This window comes from Streptomyces zaomyceticus (assembly GCF_014656215.1).
In the GTDB taxonomy this organism is placed as follows: domain Bacteria; phylum Actinomycetota; class Actinomycetes; order Streptomycetales; family Streptomycetaceae; genus Streptomyces; species Streptomyces zaomyceticus.
In genome coordinates, this window is sequence record NZ_BNBZ01000004.1 from 26,721 (window position 1) to 42,437 (window position 15,717).

At 71.1% G+C, this 15,717-nt stretch carries 13 protein-coding genes; 8 read left to right on the plus strand and 5 right to left on the minus strand.

Annotated elements, in window-relative coordinates; translation table 11 throughout:
* Window position 1 precedes the first annotated feature (1 nt).
* Entirely contained in the window at window positions 2-994 is a 993-nt protein-coding gene (locus IE311_RS07300; RefSeq protein WP_189830760.1) for an ArsR/SmtB family transcription factor, read from the minus strand.
* Between the two features lie 196 nt (window positions 995-1,190).
* Here IE311_RS07300 and IE311_RS07305 point away from each other — a divergent pair, with 196 nt between their 5' ends.
* The 4 genes from IE311_RS07305 (at window position 1,191) to IE311_RS07320 (ending at window position 5,182) form a co-directional block, all read left to right on the plus strand.
* On the plus strand, window positions 1,191-2,513 hold the full coding sequence (locus IE311_RS07305) for an MFS transporter (RefSeq protein WP_189830761.1): 1,323 nt from the start codon (window positions 1,191-1,193) through the stop codon (window positions 2,511-2,513).
* A gap of 9 nt (window positions 2,514-2,522) precedes the next feature.
* On the plus strand, window positions 2,523-3,032 hold the full coding sequence (locus IE311_RS07310) for a MarR family winged helix-turn-helix transcriptional regulator (RefSeq protein WP_189830762.1): 510 nt from the start codon (window positions 2,523-2,525) through the stop codon (window positions 3,030-3,032).
* Between the two features lie 43 nt (window positions 3,033-3,075).
* Window positions 3,076-3,408 (plus strand): DUF3817 domain-containing protein, encoded by a 333-nt coding sequence (locus IE311_RS07315; RefSeq protein ID WP_189830763.1) that lies wholly within the window; start codon window positions 3,076-3,078, stop codon window positions 3,406-3,408.
* Between the two features lie 73 nt (window positions 3,409-3,481).
* Window positions 3,482-5,182: an acyl-CoA mutase large subunit family protein gene (locus tag IE311_RS07320; RefSeq protein WP_189830764.1), complete on the plus strand. Its 1,701-nt coding sequence runs from the start codon at window positions 3,482-3,484 to the stop codon at window positions 5,180-5,182.
* A gap of 62 nt (window positions 5,183-5,244) precedes the next feature.
* Here IE311_RS07320 and IE311_RS07325 read toward each other — a convergent pair whose 3' ends face one another.
* The gene (locus IE311_RS07325) at window positions 5,245-5,880 is read right to left on the minus strand and encodes a TetR/AcrR family transcriptional regulator (protein ID WP_189831023.1); all 636 of its coding nucleotides are present in this window, start codon (window positions 5,878-5,880) and stop codon (window positions 5,245-5,247) included.
* Window positions 5,881-6,222: 342 nt separating this feature from the next.
* On the opposite strand from IE311_RS07325, the gene IE311_RS07330 reads away from it, so the two are divergent.
* The 4 genes from IE311_RS07330 (at window position 6,223) to IE311_RS07345 (ending at window position 10,460) form a co-directional block, all read left to right on the plus strand.
* A complete protein-coding gene (locus IE311_RS07330; RefSeq protein WP_189830765.1) occupies window positions 6,223-7,200 on the plus strand; it encodes a tetratricopeptide repeat protein in 978 nt (325 codons plus the stop codon).
* Window positions 7,201-7,790: 590 nt separating this feature from the next.
* Window positions 7,791-8,474, plus strand: a complete 684-nt coding sequence (locus IE311_RS07335; protein WP_189830766.1) for a DUF6230 family protein — start codon at window positions 7,791-7,793, stop codon at window positions 8,472-8,474.
* Window positions 8,475-8,590: 116 nt separating this feature from the next.
* A complete protein-coding gene (locus tag IE311_RS07340) occupies window positions 8,591-9,172 on the plus strand; it encodes a DUF6114 domain-containing protein (RefSeq protein WP_189830767.1) in 582 nt (193 codons plus the stop codon).
* Window positions 9,162-10,460 carry a hypothetical protein gene (locus IE311_RS07345; protein WP_189830768.1) on the plus strand — a complete coding sequence of 433 codons (1,299 nt, stop codon included), beginning with the start codon at window positions 9,162-9,164 and terminating at the stop codon, window positions 10,458-10,460. The genes IE311_RS07340 and IE311_RS07345 overlap by 11 nt, the downstream gene beginning before the upstream one ends.
* 156 nt (window positions 10,461-10,616) lie before the next feature.
* Here the strand turns inward: IE311_RS07345 and pyk are convergent, their stop codons facing one another.
* From pyk to pta, 3 genes are all read right to left on the minus strand, one after another.
* Complete coding sequence (pyk, locus tag IE311_RS07350; RefSeq protein ID WP_189830769.1) at window positions 10,617-12,047, minus strand: pyruvate kinase; 1,431 nt, start codon at window positions 12,045-12,047, stop codon at window positions 10,617-10,619.
* A 74-nt stretch (window positions 12,048-12,121) separates the two neighbouring features.
* Window positions 12,122-13,444 (minus strand): acetate kinase, encoded by a 1,323-nt coding sequence (locus tag IE311_RS07355; RefSeq protein WP_229901768.1) that lies wholly within the window; start codon window positions 13,442-13,444, stop codon window positions 12,122-12,124.
* The gene (gene pta / locus IE311_RS07360; RefSeq protein WP_189830770.1) at window positions 13,441-15,534 is read right to left on the minus strand and encodes a phosphate acetyltransferase; all 2,094 of its coding nucleotides are present in this window, start codon (window positions 15,532-15,534) and stop codon (window positions 13,441-13,443) included. Before pta ends, IE311_RS07355 begins: the two co-directional genes overlap by 4 nt.
* Between the last annotated feature and the right edge of the window lie 183 nt (window positions 15,535-15,717).

Consider the following 15,717-nt stretch of genomic DNA (forward strand, 5'->3'; position numbering starts at 1 on the left):
GTCAATCGGTTCCGGGCTGCGACACCGCGATCCCCAGCGGGGTCCGCTCGTACAGCACCTGGTGCCCGTACCGCCGCGAGGTCAGCAGCCCCGCGTCCCGCAGCACCGACAGATGCGCGGAGACCGTCGAGGAGGCCCGGCCGAGGAGATGGGCGAGGGCCGTGGTCCCCATCGGCTCGGCCAGGGCGCACAGGACGTCCGCCCGCACCGGGCCGAGGAGCCGCCCGAGGGCCTCCGGCGTACGGTCCCCGGACGCGGACCACAGCCCGCCGATCCCGCGGGCCGGATAGACCACCGTCGGCTGCCACGGCGGATCGAAACCGCTCACCACGTCCGGCCAGGTGAACACCGACGGCATCAGGACGAGCCCCTGCCCGTCCAGCGGGCGGATGTGCTCGCCGTGGTACGCGACCCGGAGCGTGGCGGTCCCCGCGTCCCAGGCGAAGGCCGGATGCAGCTCGTCCAGGAGGCGTTCGAGCCCGCCCTCCGCGAGCCGCCGCGAGTGGTACGCCACGTCCGCCTCCAGAAGGGACCGCAGCCGGGGCCAGTCCGGGGCGATCAGCGTCTCCCACGCGGCCCGGAGCAGCTCCGCGAGCCGCAGCACCGCCCCGGCGGGGTCCGCGAGCAGCCGCCGCCCCTCGGCCGTCCCGGCCGCTCCCGGGGTGTCCGCGAGCGCCCGCTCGAAGTCGTCCAGGACCAGCGCCGGATCCGTCTCCCGTACGGCGGCGATCTCGTCCTCGAACACGGCGGCGGGCCCCAGCGGCGGCGGATAGAGGAAGTCCGGGCTGTGCCCGTGCAACGGCATCAGAAGATGCAGCGGCCCGAGGTCGAGCTCCCGCGCGGCGGAGGCGATCCGCCGCATCCACGGCAGGTGGTAGCCCTGCTTGCCGGGCCGGGCGAGGACCCGCACGGCGGAGTGGGTCTCCCAGAGCGGGGAGATCGCGAACCGGATCCGCAGCGGGTCGGCCTCTCCGAAGCGCAGGTGGTACGGCACGGGCGACGCCTCCGGCTCGGGTCTGGTCGGTTCGGGTCCGCCCGGTCCTGACCGGCCCGTTGCGGTGCCGGCCGGTCCGGATCCGGCCGATTCGGGTCCGGTCGGCTCGGGTCCGCCCGTTCGGGGCGCGGTCGCAAGATTCGTCCGGGGCCGAAAGTCTAGGGCGGAACCCGTCCCCGGCGGCACGCTGCGTGCCATGCCGAAGCACGACGACCCCACCACCGCGCTGCCCGGGACCGGCCCGGAGCCGACCGCCCCCGCGCCGCCCCCGCCCCCGCCGGGCCCCGCCCCCGCCGGGCCCGGATACCGCGCCGTCTTCCGCGTCCGGGAGTTCCGGGTCGTCTTCGTGGCGCATCTGTTCTCGCTGCTGGGGGTCGTCGTCAGCGAGCTCGCGCTCACCGTCCTCGTCTACGAACTCACCCGCTCCCCGCTGCTCTCCTCCCTCACCTTCGCCCTCGGCTTCCTCCCCTACCTCGTCGGCGGCACCCTTCTCGCCGGTCTCACCGACCGCCTCCCGCCCCGCCGCATCCTCGTCGTCTGCGACCTCGTCTGCGCCGGCTGCGTCGCGCTGATGGTCGTCCCCGCCACCCCCGTCGCCGTCCTGCTCGCCCTGCGCTGTGCCGTCGCCGTCGTCTCGCCCGTCTTCAACGGCACCCGCATGGCGACCCTCGCCGACATCCTCGGGGAGGGCGACCTCTTCGTCCTCGGCCGCTCCCTGCTGCGGATCGTCTCCCAGAGTGCCCTGCTCGCCGGGTTCGCCGTCGGTGGCGTCCTGCTCACCGTCGTCCCGCCGCGCGGCGCCCTCGTCGTCACCGCCACCACCTTCCTCGTCTCCGCGCTGCTGCTCCGGCTCGGCACCGCCCGCCGCCCCGCCCGCGCCGCCGGGAAGGCCGCCGGCGGCGGGCTCTCCGGCACCTGGGCCGTCCTGCGGAACCGCAGGGTCAGGGCGCTGATGCTGATGTTCTGGGTGCCGCCCCTCTTCGCCGTGGTGCCGGAGGCGCTCGCCGCCCCGTACGCCGACCGGATCGGCGTCTCCACCGCCGCCCTCGGTCTGCTGATGTGCGCGCTGCCGGTCGGCACCATCGCGGGGGAGCTGTTCGCCGGGTCCTTCCTCACCGCGTCGACCCGCTCCCGGATCGTGCTGCCGCTCGCCCTGACCGGTGTGCTGCCCTATCTCGTGTACGCGGTCGAGCCCGGCGTCGCCCTGGCGGCCGTGGCGCTCTTCCTGGCGGGTGCCACCGGCGCGTACACGCTCGGGCTCGACGCCTGGTTCGTGGCCGCGGTGCCGGAGGAGCAGCGGGGGAGGGCGATGACCCTGATGACGGCGGGCATGATGACCGTCCAGGGGATCGGTATGGCCGGGGCCGGGGTCGCGGCCGAGTTCGCTCCCGTGCACACGGTCGTCGCGGGCACCGGAGTCCTCGGCACGCTCTGCCTTCTCGCCGCCGCGGCGGAGCTGAGGGCGGCCGGGGCGACCGAGGGACGAGACGGGGCTGACCGCCATGTTCCCCATGGGTAAGGTCGACGCGTGCCGAAGCCCCTCAGTCTCCCGTTCGACCCCATCGCCCGCGCCGACGAACTGTGGCAGAAGCGCTGGGGCCCGGTCCCCTCGATGGCCGCGATCACCTCGATCATGCGCGCGCATCAGATCCTCCTCGCGGAGGTCGACGCCGTCGTGAAGCCGTACGGGCTGACCTTCGCGCGGTACGAGGCCCTGGTGCTGCTCACCTTCTCGAAGGCGGGCGAGCTGCCGATGTCGAAGATCGGCGAGCGGCTGATGGTCCACCCCACCTCGGTGACGAACACGGTGGACCGCCTGGTGAAGTCGGGTCTGGTCGCCAAGCGCCCCAACCCCAACGACGGCCGCGGCACCCTGGCGACCATCACCGAGAAGGGCCGCGAGGTGGTCGAGGCCGCGACCCGCGACCTGATGGAGATGGAGTTCGGGCTCGGCGCGTACGACGCCGAGGAGTGCGGCGAGATCTTCGCGATGCTGCGCCCGCTGCGGGTGAGCGCGCGGGATTTCGACGAGAGCTGACCCGCGCGAAGATCGCCCGGAACGTGCCGTTACGCTCGACGGCATGAAATCCAGCGTGCTGACCCGTTACCGCGTCATGGCGTACATCACCGCCGTCATGCTGCTTGTGCTGTGCACCTGCATGATCTTCAAGTACGGGTTCGACATGGGCGAGGACGTGACCTTCGCGGTGTCCCAGGCCCATGGTGTCCTCTACATCATCTACCTGGTCTTCGCCTTCGACCTGGGTTCCAAGGCCAGGTGGCCGTTCGGGAAGCTGCTCTGGGTGCTGCTCTCCGGGACCATCCCGTTCGCCGCGTTCTTCGTCGAGCGCAAGGTCGTCGCCGAGACGCTTCCGCTGATCGGCGGCGCGCGGCCGGAGCCGGTCAAGGCCTGACCCCCCTGCCTCCGCACACATGTGCGGAGGTTCGCCATCGACATTTACTAGGACGTCCTAGTAAATTTGAAGCATGGACGCTGACGCGATCGAGGAAGGCCGCCGTCGCTGGCAGGCCCGTTACGACAAGGCCCGCAAGCGGGACGCCGACTTCACCACGCTCTCCGGCGACGCCGTCGAGCCCGTCTACGGCCCCCGGCCCGGCGACACCTACGAGGGGTTCGAGCGCATCGGCTGGCCCGGCGAGTACCCCTTCACCCGGGGACTCCACCCGACCGGCTACCGGGGCCGGACCTGGACCATCCGCCAGTTCGCCGGCTTCGGCAACGCCGAGCAGACCAACGAGCGGTACAAGATGATCCTGGCGGCCGGCGGCGGCGGCCTCTCCGTCGCCTTCGACATGCCCACCCTCATGGGCCGCGACTCCGACGACCCGAAGGCACTCGGCGAGGTCGGCCACTGCGGTGTCGCCATCGACTCCGCCGCCGACATGGAGGTCCTCTTCAAGGACATCCCGCTCGGCGACGTCACCACCTCGATGACCATCTCCGGGCCCGCCGTGCCCGTCTTCTGCATGTACCTGGTCGCCGCCGAGCGCCAGGGTGTCGACCCGGCCGTGCTCAACGGCACGCTCCAGACCGACATCTTCAAGGAGTACATCGCACAGAAGGAGTGGCTCTTCCAGCCCGAGCCGCACCTGCGCCTCATCGGCGACCTGATGGAGCACTGCGCGCGGGGCATCCCCGCGTACAAGCCGCTCTCCGTCTCCGGGTACCACATCCGAGAGGCCGGGGCGACGGCCGCGCAGGAGCTCGCGTACACCCTCGCCGACGGCTTCGGCTACGTCGAGCTCGGCCTCAGCCGCGGCATGGACGTGGACGTCTTCGCCCCCGGCCTCTCCTTCTTCTTCGACGCGCACCTCGACTTCTTCGAGGAGATCGCCAAGTTCCGCGCCGCCCGCCGGATCTGGGCGCGCTGGATGAAGGAGGTGTACGGCGCCAAGACCGACAAGGCGCAGTGGCTCCGCTTCCACACCCAGACCGCCGGTGTCTCCCTCACCGCCCAGCAGCCGTACAACAACGTCGTCCGCACCGCGGTCGAGGCCCTCTCCGCCGTCCTCGGCGGCACCAACTCCCTCCACACCAACGCCCTCGACGAGACCCTCGCGCTCCCCAGCGCGCAGGCCGCCGAGATCGCGCTCCGCACCCAGCAGGTGCTCATGGAGGAGACCGGCGTCGCCAACGTCGCCGACCCGCTCGGCGGCTCCTGGTACGTCGAGCAGCTCACCGACCGCATCGAGGCCGACGCCGAGAAGATCTTCGACCAGATCAAGGAGCGCGGCCGTCGCGCCCACCCCGACGGTCAGCACCCGATCGGTCCGATCACCTCCGGCATCCTGCGCGGTATCGAGGACGGCTGGTTCACCGGCGAGATCGCCGAGTCCGCCTTCCAGTACCAGCGGTCCCTGGAGAAGGGCGACAAGCGGGTCGTCGGCGTCAACGTGCACCACGGCTCCGTCACCGGCGACCTGGAGATCCTGCGGGTCAGCCACGAGGTCGAGTGGGAGCAGGTCCGGGTCCTCGGCGAGCGCAAGGAGCGCCGTGACGACGCCAAGGTCCGCGCCTCGCTCGACGCGATGCTCGCCGCCGCCCGGGACGGTTCGAACATGATCGCCCCGATGCTGGAGGCCGTCCGGGCCGAGGCCACCCTCGGCGAGATCTGCGACGCGCTGCGCGACGAGTGGGGCGTCTACACGGAGCCCCCGGGCTTCTGATCCCTTGTCATGGGAGAGGGGCGGTACGGGAACTCCCGTACCGCCCCTCTCCCATGACGTCCTCAGCCGAGGGCGGCCGCCGCCGCGCCGAGGCCGCCCACCAGGAGGGCCGATAGGCGGGCCACCCACGGCTCGTCGACCGGTTCCGCGCTGACCAGGGCGCGGTGCACGACCGCGCCCGCGATCACGTCGAAGATCAGGTCGTCGGTCGCGTCCACCGCGACCGGGTCGCGGTCCGCCGGGAGCTCGCCGCGCCGCTGCGCCCGCATCCGGCCCTCCAGGACCAGTCGCTTCTGCCGGTCGACGATCGAGGCCCGTATGCGCTCGCGCAGCGGTTCGTCGCGGGTCGACTCGGCCACCACCGCCATCAGGGCCGTCTTGGTCTCGGGGCGTTCGAGGAGCGCCGCGAACTGCAGGACCACATGCTCGATGTCGGCCTGGAGGGAACCCAGGTCGGGCAGTTCGAGTTCGTCGAAGAGGACGGCGACGGCGTCCACCACGAGCTCGCTCTTGTTGGCCCAGCGGCGGTACAGGGTCGTCTTCGCAACCCCGGCCCGGCCGGCGACGTCCCCCATCGTGAGCTTGGACCAGCCCAGCTCGACCAGGGCCGCGCGGGTCGCCTCCAGGATGGCCGTGTCGGCCTCGGTGGAGCGAGGGCGCCCGGTACGGCTGCTGCGGGGGTTGGTGCGGCGACACATCGACGACATGGAGGTCGACCATACCCGCCGGTAGGTACGGCACCAGAGGGCCGGCGTGTGAGGCAGTTCACCGTACGGATCGGTCCCGGGCACTCCCCGCGGCTCTCCCCGGACAGTTACGCTACGACCTGTAGCGAAAGGCATTGAGCGGCCTGAGCGACAACCACGGCACCGGGTGGGGACCCGGTGCGACCACGTGCCGGGTGGGGACCCGGTGCGGAAGACGAAGACGAAGAGAAGAACCGTGCCGCCCCACGTCTCGCACACCGGCGGGAGACGTGCGGACGGCACGGTTCAGCCATGGCTTACCGGTTACGCGCGCGGAAGGGGGAGGATGTACGCATGCAGCCCCGAAACATGTCCATGAGCGGCGTCGTCGACCTTGCCGCGGTGAAGGCGGCCGGAGAGGCCAAGACGAAGGCGGAGCAGGCCCGCGCCGAAGCCGCGCGGCAGGGTGGCCCCGCGGCGGTCCCGCCTTCCGCCCTGGTGATCGACGTCGACGAGGCGGGCTTCGAGCGCGATGTGCTCCAGCGTTCCGCCGAGGTCCCGGTCGTCCTCGACTTCTGGGCCGAGTGGTGTGAGCCGTGCAAGCAGCTCGGCCCCCTCCTGGAGCGGCTCGCCGTCGAGTACAACGGCCGCTTCCTGCTCGCGAAGATCGACGTCGACGCCAACCAGATGCTGATGCAGCAGTTCGGCATCCAGGGAATTCCGGCCGTTTTCGCGGTGGTCGCCGGTCAGGCGCTGCCGCTCTTCCAGGGCGCCGTGCCCGAGGCCCAGATCCGCGAGACCCTCGACCAGCTGATCCAGGTCGGCGAGGAGCGTTTCGGTCTCACCGGTATCGCCGTCGACGCGGACGCCGAGGGCCCCGAGGGCGGTGCGGACCGCACCCCGCGCCCCGCCGGCCCGTACGACGCCCTGCTCGAAGCGGCCATGTCCGCGCTCGACGCGGGTGATCTGGTGGGCGCCGTCCAGGCGTACAAGAACGTGCTCGCCGACGACCCCGCCCACCCGGAGGCCAAGCTCGGCCTGGCCCAGGCCGAGCTGCTCGCCCGGGTGCAGGACCTGGACCCGGCCGCCGTCCGCAAGGCCGCCGCCGACGGACCGGCCGATGTCACCGCGCAGATCGCCGCCGCCGACCTCGATCTGGTGGGCGGTCATGTGCAGGACGCCTTCGGGCGCCTCGTGGAGACCGTGCGCCGCACGGCGGGCGAGGACCGGGACGCGGCGCGGCTGCGGCTCCTGGAGCTCTTCGAGGTGATCGGCGTCGACGACCCGCGGGTCACGGCGGCCCGGCAGGCCCTGGCGCGGGTGCTGTTCTAGTACCGTCCCGTGCGCCCGATCGTCCGACGATTTGGCAGCAGAGTGACAAAAGGCGGCCGCGCTTTACCAAAACTTGGTAATCGCGGCCGCTGTTACTTGCAGTAAATCGAACCTGTGGTTCTGTCCGCATTCTTCCGGCCATCTGCCGACATTCCCTGTGACTCGAACGTACCCTCCGTGCCCGTTCGGCCCCACCTCGCCATGACGTGGTTATCCACCCGTTACTAGCCAGTAACGAACCCCCTTGTGCAGGGGCCCGGAATGGACCACGATCGGCGACGCTCGGTCCGAACCGCACCACCCCGGCAACCACCCGGGATCGCGGGGAGGGTCCCCACCGGGCGGACCGGTGTTCCGGCACCGGTCCTGGACAGGGGGGTTCCCGCTCTCACCGAACGGGGCCTGTCCAATCAGGTCGCGCGCCAAGGCGCGGCCCATGGTTGTCGCTCGGGGGTGATCGCCGGTGATTCGGACGCGCAACGCGCCGCCTGATGCCTCGGCGCTCTCCTTCCCGAGGACGTAGCTCTTCTCCCATCCCAGGACGGGCCCCGGCCCTTCCGGAGATGTACGTCCGAGAAGGAGGAATTCTCATGAAGTCCCAGGTTCGTGGCGGGACCAGATGGAAGCGGTTCGCCGTCGTCATGGTCCCGAGTGTGGCCGCGACGGCCGCGATCGGTGTCGGCCTGGCCCAGGGCGCGCTCGCCGCGTCCTTCAGCATCTCCGGCCAGGAGTTCAAGGTTAAGGCCGACAGCCTTGTCGGTACGAACTTCGTCCAGTACGGCAGCGTCGACGCCGGCAAGGACCTCGAGGGCAAGGACTTCGCCGCCCCGGTGGCGGTGTCCGGCTTCTCCGAGGCCTGGATCACCAACATGTGCCAGTCGGTCGTGACGCCGAAGGTGCCGTTCATCGGTGACGTCACCCTCCGTCTGGAGGCCGGCACCGACGCGGTGAAGTCCGGCGAGACCAAGGACAAGGTCTACGCGAAGGGCATCTACCTCGATGTCTCCGAGCTCAAGGCCGACGCCGAGTTCACCAACATCGACATCGGCATCGCGGCCGGCCAGCTCAACGCGGGCCCCGACGGCAAGCCGGTTCCGGGCAAGCCGGGCATCCAGCCCAACACCAAGGCCAACCCGTACGGCTTCGGTCAGCGCGCCGAGCAGGCGACGCTGAACAACGTGGAGCAGAAGGCGTGGGCCACCACGGCCGGCACCTTCAAGCTCCCCGACCTTCACCTGTCCCTGAGCCGGGGCACCTCGAAGGAGTGCTACTAGGACTGACCGGTCCGCGAGGACCAGGTCGTCCTGAGGGTGGGACCGCCCCGGCGGTCCCACCCGCGAGGCACCCTTTCTTCAACTTCTCAGCAACACCGCTTCCAGGGAGCTGTTCCATGAGCGCCGAGATCCCCGCCTCCCGCGAAGTCCCCAAGAAGGAGAACCGGTTCAAGGTCTGGCGGCAGACCCGGCCCTTCTGGGCGGGACTGTTCACCATGATCGGCGGCGTGCCGATCGCCTACCTTCCGTACGGGGACATGCGGCTCGGCAATGTCACCCTCGCCATGCAGACGACCGCCGGAGCCGGCGCGCTGATCATCGGCGTCCTGCTCATCACGCTCGGTCTGACGATGTGGTTCCAGCCCATCGTCCGGGTGTTCGCGGGTGTCGCGACGATCGTCCTGGCGCTCGTCTCCATCCCGGTCTCGAACTTCGGTGGCCTGATCATCGGCTATCTGTTCGCGGTGATCGGCGGCGGTATGTCCGCCGCGTGGGCGCCCGCCCCGCCGGTCGAGGAGACCGACGAGGCAGAGGCCGACGCAGAGCACGACGGTCAGGCCTCCGAGGAGGCCGCCCCCGCCCTCGACCCCGAGACCGAGGCCATGGTGGCGGCGGTATTCCCGGAGCAGCGCGAGGGCGCGCAGCCGCTGACCGACACGACGATCGACGCCAAGGGCGGGAGGAACAGTGCGGGGTGACGAGACTCAGCCGGCGCTCGCGAAGGAGGGCCCGCGGCACGCGGCCCCGCGCAAGTCGCTGCTGAACAGGATCCAGGGCCCCGCGGGCAAGGCGATGGCGCTGGCCGCCATGCCGACCGCGGTGTTCGTGGGCATGGGCCTCACGCCCAAGCTCGCCCTCGCCGACGACAAGGACATCCCCTTCGCGCCCGGCCCCTGCGTGACCCGCTCGGACGAGCCGACGCCGGAGGAGACGACGAAGCCGGCCGAGACCACGAAGCCGACCCCGTCCTCGACGCCTTCGTCGACCGCGACGTCCGTCCCCACCTCGACCCCGACCCCCACCGGGACCCCGACGCCGACCGCGACGGAGACCCAGGGGGCCACCACCCAGCAGACGCAGGAGCGGGCGAAGGCCACCGCCGCGCCCACCGCGACGCCGACGCCGACGGCCACACCCACGCCGACGAAGTCGAAGAACCCGCTGGACCCGCTGGGCGTGGGCGACGCGCTCAGGGACCTCCTCGACGGCCCGCAGCCGACGGCGACGCCCACCACGGCGGCCCCGACGACGCAGGCTCCCGCGCCGACGACGACGGCCCCCGCCGCGAAGCCGGCGACCGCCGACGACCCGGCCACGACCGCCGCGCCGGAGGCGACGACCGCCCCGAAGGCGACGGCCGACCCGGCCGTCGAGAAGACCAAGGCGGAGATCGAGAAGGCCGCCGAGAAGGCGGGCGCGACGGTCGAGGAACTGCCCGAGAGCGCGAAGGGCCTGGACGCCAAGAAGGACGAGTCCATACCCGACGGCGCCAAGCCGCGGTTCCCCTGCCCCGAGCCCGACCCCGAGGCACTCGCGGCCGCCGACCTGGAGCCGGGAATCCCGCTGCTGCCGGACGACCCGTGGCGCCTGGAGAGCTCGCTGCTCACCCTCAAGGGCCTCAAGTACCACGGCATCGTCGAGGTCAAGACCGGCAGCGGCAAGATCAAGAAGGCCCTGAAGTTCACCTCGTCCGAGGTCGACATCAAGGACCTGCACCAGCTGACGGTCCACTCGGAGGGCCGCACGGCCCACGTCCGCTCCGACCGGGGCTCGACGTCGACCATCCGCAAGGGCACGGTGACGATGTACACCGAGTCGCTGAAGGGCAACCTCTTCGGCCTCATCCCGGTCACCTTCACCCCCGAGACCCCGCCCCCGCTGGACGTCCCCTTCGCGTTCTTCACGGACGTGACGGTGCTCCAGGCGGGCCAGCTCGGCGGCACCCTCAAGGTCCCGGGCCTCCGCAACACGATCGAGCCCAGCTGACCTCCGTACCACCCGCGACGAACGACGGGCCGCACACCCCGCGGGGTGTGCGGCCCGTCGTTCGTTCCCGGCCGGCTTCCGGAAGGACCCCTCCGGGGTCGTCACCCGTCGGGTGGGACCGGAGAGGTCCTTCCTTCCTTCCCCGCCGAAGAGGGGTCAGGCGTTCTCGCCGCCACCGAGGTGGTGGACACGGACCATGTTCGTGGTGCCGGGGACGCCGGGGGGCGAACCGGCGGTGATGATCATGGTGTCGCCCGCGCCGTAGCGCTGGAGCTTCAGGAGCTCGGCGTCCACGAGGTCGACCATCGCGTCCGTGTTGTCCACGTGCGGGACGACGAAGGACTCGACGCCCCAGCTCAGGGTGAGCTGGTTGCGGGTGTTCTCGTCCGTCGTGAAGGCGAGGATCGGCTGCTGGACGCGGTAGCGCGAGAGCCGGCGGGCGGTGTCGCCGGACTGGGTGAAGGCGACCAGCGCCTTGCCGCCCAGGAAGTCGGCGATCTCGCAGGCCGCGCGGGCGACCGAGCCGCCCTGGGTGCGCGGCTTCTTGCCCGGGACCAGGGGCTGGAGGCCCTTGGAGAGCAGCTCCTCCTCGGCCGCGGCGACGATCTTCGACATCGTCTTCACGGTCTCGATCGGGTAGGCGCCGACCGAGGACTCGGCCGACAGCATGACCGCGTCCGCGCCGTCCAGGATCGCGTTGGCGACATCGCTCGCCTCGGCGCGGGTCGGACGGGAGTTGGTGATCATCGACTCCATCATCTGGGTCGCGACGATGACCGGCTTCGCGTTGCGGCGACACATCTCCACGAGGCGCTTCTGCACCATCGGGACCTTCTCGAGCGGGTACTCGACGGCGAGGTCGCCACGGGCCACCATGACCGCGTCGAAGGCCGCGACGACGGCCTCCATGTTCTCGACGGCCTGCGGCTTCTCCACCTTGGCGATGACGGGGACCCGGCGGCCCTCCTCGTCCATCACCTTGTGGACGTCCTTGACGTCGTCGGCGTCGCGGACGAAGGAGAGCGTGACCATGTCGCAGCCCATGCGGAGCGCGAAGCGGAGGTCGTCGACGTCCTTCTCCGACAGGGCGGGGACGTTGACCGCCGCGCCGGGCAGGTTGATGCCCTTGTGGTCGGAGATGACGCCGCCCTCGACGACGATCGTCTTGACCCGGGGGCCCTCGACCTCGACGACGCGCAGCTCGACGTTGCCGTCGTTGATCAGGACCTGGTCGCCCTTGGAGACATCGCCGGGCAGGCCCTTGTAGGTGGTGCCGCAGATGGACTTGTCACCGGGGACGTCCTCGGTGGTGATGGTGAACTCGTCACCGCGCACCAGCTCGACCGGGCCCTCGGCGAAGGTCTCGAGACGGATCTTGGGGCCCTGGAGGTCGGCGAGCACGCCGACGGCACGACCGGTGTCCGCGGAGACCTGCCGGACGCGGTCGTACCGCTCCTGGTGTTCCGCCTGGGAACCGTGGCTGAAGTTGAATCGGGCCACGTTCATGCCGGCCTCGATGAGAGCCTTCAGCTGCTCATAGGAGTCGACGGCGGGGCCCAGCGTGCAGACGATTTTGGAACGGCGCATAAGGCGGATCCTATCGGTTTGTTTCACTGCGGAATATTCCGTCTGGTGGAAAGTACAAATGGGCGCGGGGGTGCTCAGGCGTTCACTCGTCCGAGCGATTCCTCGCCCACCAGAGCGAAGGTCTGGCGGGCGATTTCCAGCTCTTCGTCCGTCGGCACCACGGCGACCGCCACCCGCGCGTAATTCGGCGAGATCAGCCGCGCCTCGTCGGAGCGGACGGCGTTGAGATCCGCGTCCACCGCGAGGCCCAGCTCCTCGAGACCCGTGATCGCGGCCTCCCGCACCGGGGCCGCGTTCTCCCCGACCCCGGCGGTGAACGCCACGGCGTCCACCCGGCCGAGGACCGCGTAGTACGCGCCGATGTACTTCTTCAGACGGTGGATGTAGACGTCGAAGGCGAGTACCGCACGCTCGTCGCCCTCGTCGATCCGGCGACGGATCTCCCGCATGTCGTTGTCGCCGCAGAGCCCCACCAGGCCGGACTTCTTGTTGAGCAGGGCATCGATCTCGTCGGCCGACATGCCCGCCACCCGCTTGAGGTGGAAGGTGACCGCCGGGTCGATGTCACCGGAGCGGGTGCCCATGACCAGACCCTCCAGGGGCGTCAGGCCCATCGAGGTGTCCACGCACCGGCCGCCCTTCACCGCGGAGGCCGAGGCGCCGTTGCCCAGGTGCAGGACGATCACGTTCACCTCCTCCGGCTCCTTGCCGAGCAGCCTCGCCGTCTCCCGCGAGACGTACGCGTGCGAGGTCCCGTGGAAGCCGTACCGCCGGATCCGGTGCGCGTCGGCGGTCTCCACGTCGATCGCGTACCGCGCCGCCGACTCCGGCATCGTCGTGTGGAAGGCCGTGTCGAAGACCGCGACCTGCGGCAGGTCGGGGCGGAGCGCCGTCGCCGTACGGATCCCCGTGAGGTTCGCCGGGTTGTGCAGCGGCGCCACCGGCACGAGCCGCTCGATCTCCGCGAGCACCTCGTCGTCGATGACCGTCGGCTCGGTGAACCGCAGCCCGCCGTGCACCACCCGGTGACCGATCGCCGCCAGCTCGGGGGAGTCGAGCCCGAGCCCGTCCGCCGCCAGCTCCTCGGCGACCGCCTTCAGCGCGGCCGCGTGGTCCGCGATCGGGCCGTTCCGCTCGCGCTTCTCGCCCCCGCCGCCCTGGAGCGGGCTGTGGACGAGCCGCGAGGTCTCCTCGCCGATGCGCTCCACGAGACCCTGGGCGAGGCGGCTGTCGTCCCGCATGTCGAGCAGCTGGTACTTCACCGAGGAGGAGCCGGAGTTCAGGACCAGGACCCGGGAGGGGCCGCCGGCCGCGACGGAGGCCGCGGCCGTCGTGGCGGCAGCGGAGGCGGCGGCATCGGCGGCGGCGGTGGTGGGATCGGTGGTGGCGTCGCTCATGCGGGGAACTCCTGACCCTGGGCGGGGACCTGGGACTGGATCGCCGTGATGGCGACCGTGTTGACGATGTCGCTGACGAGCGCGCCGCGCGAGAGGTCGTTCACGGGCTTGCGCAGACCCTGGAGCACCGGGCCGACGGCCACGGCGCCGGCCGAACGCTGCACGGCCTTGTAGGTGTTGTTGCCGGTGTTGAGGTCCGGGAAGATCAGGACCGTCGCCTGCCCCGCCACCTCCGAGCCCGGCAGCTTCGTCGCGGCGACCGAGGGCTCGACGGCGGCGTCGTACTGGATCGGCCCCTCGATCCGCAGCTCCGGGTGCGCCTCGCGGACCAGCTTCGTCGCCTCCCGCACCTTGTCGACGTCGGCGCCTGAGCCCGAGGTGCCGGTCGAGTACGAGAGCATCGCTATCCGCGGCTCGACGCCGAAGCGGGCCGCGGTGGCCGCCGACTGGACGGCGATGTCCGCGAGCTGCTCGGCGTTCGGGTCCGGGTTGACCGCGCAGTCGCCGTACACGAGGACCTTGTCGGCGAGGCACATGAAGAAGACCGAGGAGACGATCGAGGCGTCCGGCTTCGTCTTGATGATCTCGAAGGCGGGACGGATCGTCGCGGCCGTGGAGTGCACGGAACCGGAGACCATGCCGTCGGCCAGGCCCTCCTGGACCATCAGCGTGCCGAAGTAGTTGACGTCCGAGACGACGTCGTACGCGAGCTCGACCGTGACGCCCTTGTGGGCGCGGAGCGCCGCGTACTTCTCCGCGAAGGAGTCGCGCAGCTCCGAGGTCTGCGGGTCGATCAGCTGGGTGCCGGCGAGCGTGATGCCCAGGTCGGCGGCCTTCTTGCGGATGGTCTCGACGTCACCGAGCAGCGTCAGGTCGCAGACGTCACGGCGCAGCAGCACGTCGGCGGCGCGCAGCACCCGCTCCTCGGTGCCCTCGGGGAGCACCACCCGGCGCCGGTCGGCGCGCGCCTGCTCGATGAGCTCGTGCTCGAACATCATCGGGGTGACCCGGCCGCTGCGGGCCACCGAGATCCGCTTGAGCAGGTCGGCCGTGTCCACATGCCGTTCGAACAGGCCGAGGGCGGTCTCCGCCTTGCGCGGGGTGGCCGCGTTCAGCTTGCCTTCGAGGGCGAAGAGTTCGGTGGCGGTCGGGAAGCTGTTGCCCGGCACGGAGATGACCGGCGTGCCGGGCGCGAGACGGGCCGCCAGGGTGAGGATCTCGTCGCTGGGCCGCTCGTTCAGGGTGAGCAGCACGCCGGCGATCGGCGGGGTGCCGGCCGAGTGCGCGGCCAGCGCCCCGACGACCAGGTCGGCCCGGTCCCCGGGGGTGACGACCAGACAGCCGGGGGTCAGGGCGTTGAGGAAGTTCGGCAGCATGGCGCCGCCGAAGACGAAGTCGAGGGCGTCGCGCGCGAGACCGGCCTCGTCGCCGAGGACCACGGAGGCGCCGAGGGCGTGCCTGATCTGGGCGACGGTCGGCGCGGCGAGCGCCGGCTCGTCGGGCAGGACGTAGCAGGGCACCGGCACCCGGGCGGCGAGCCGCTCGGAGATGACCTCGCGGTCCTCGCCCGCCACCCGGTTGACGATCATCGCGAGCACGTCGCAGCCGAGTCCTTCGTACGCCCGGAAGGCGTTGCGCGCCTCGGCGCGCACCGACTCGGCCGGCTGCCCCTTGCCTCCGACCACCGGGATGACGGAGGCGCCGAACTCGTTGGCGAGGCGGGCGTTGAGCGCCAGTTCGTCGGGGAGCTGGGTGGCGGCGAAGTCGGTGCCGAGGACGAGGACGACCTCGTAGTCGCGGGCGACCGCGTGGAAGCGGTCGACCAGCCGCGAGACCAGCTCGTCCGTACCGCGCTCGGCCTGGAGCGCGGAGGCCTCGTGGTAGTCCATGCCGTAGACCGTCGAGGCGTCCTGCGAGAGCCGGTAGCGGGTGCGCAGCAGATCGAAGAGCCGGTCGGGACCGTCGTGCACCAGCGGCCGGAACACCCCCACCCGGTCCACCTGGCGGGTGAGGAGCTCCATGACTCCCAGCTCGACGACCTGGCGGCCGTCACCGCGGTCGATCCCGGTCACGTACACGCTGCGCGTCACGCCGTGGTCTCCTGTCCAGTCCTGCGGAAAACGGGACTCACGGAGCCGGGGCGAGCGGTGCCCTCGCGGCAGGCTCGCGGTCCGTCCGCCGACCGACGCAGTCGTCAACCGGCTGTGCTCAGAAAGCCCCGATAGGGCGGCATTACCCCCTTGACAATACCCCCGCCGATAGTTAAGTCGCCC

Bases quoted from the DNA above. Each gene is read 5' to 3' on its own strand.
- IE311_RS07305 (WP_189830761.1), top strand. From the start codon at position 1,191: ATGCCGAAGCACGACGACCCCACCACCGCGCTGCCCGGGACCGGCCCG.
- IE311_RS07315 (WP_189830763.1), top strand. From the start codon at position 3,076: ATGAAATCCAGCGTGCTGACCCGTTACCGCGTCATGGCGTACATCACC.
- IE311_RS07320 (WP_189830764.1), top strand. From the start codon at position 3,482: ATGGACGCTGACGCGATCGAGGAAGGCCGCCGTCGCTGGCAGGCCCGT.
- IE311_RS07325 (WP_189831023.1), bottom strand. From the start codon at position 5,880: ATGTGTCGCCGCACCAACCCCCGCAGCAGCCGTACCGGGCGCCCTCGC.
- IE311_RS07330 (WP_189830765.1), top strand. From the start codon at position 6,223: ATGCAGCCCCGAAACATGTCCATGAGCGGCGTCGTCGACCTTGCCGCG.
- IE311_RS07335 (WP_189830766.1), top strand. From the start codon at position 7,791: ATGAAGTCCCAGGTTCGTGGCGGGACCAGATGGAAGCGGTTCGCCGTC.
- IE311_RS07340 (WP_189830767.1), top strand. From the start codon at position 8,591: ATGAGCGCCGAGATCCCCGCCTCCCGCGAAGTCCCCAAGAAGGAGAAC.
- pyk (WP_189830769.1), bottom strand. From the start codon at position 12,047: ATGCGCCGTTCCAAAATCGTCTGCACGCTGGGCCCCGCCGTCGACTCC.
- IE311_RS07355 (WP_229901768.1), bottom strand. From the start codon at position 13,444: ATGAGCGACGCCACCACCGATCCCACCACCGCCGCCGCCGATGCCGCC.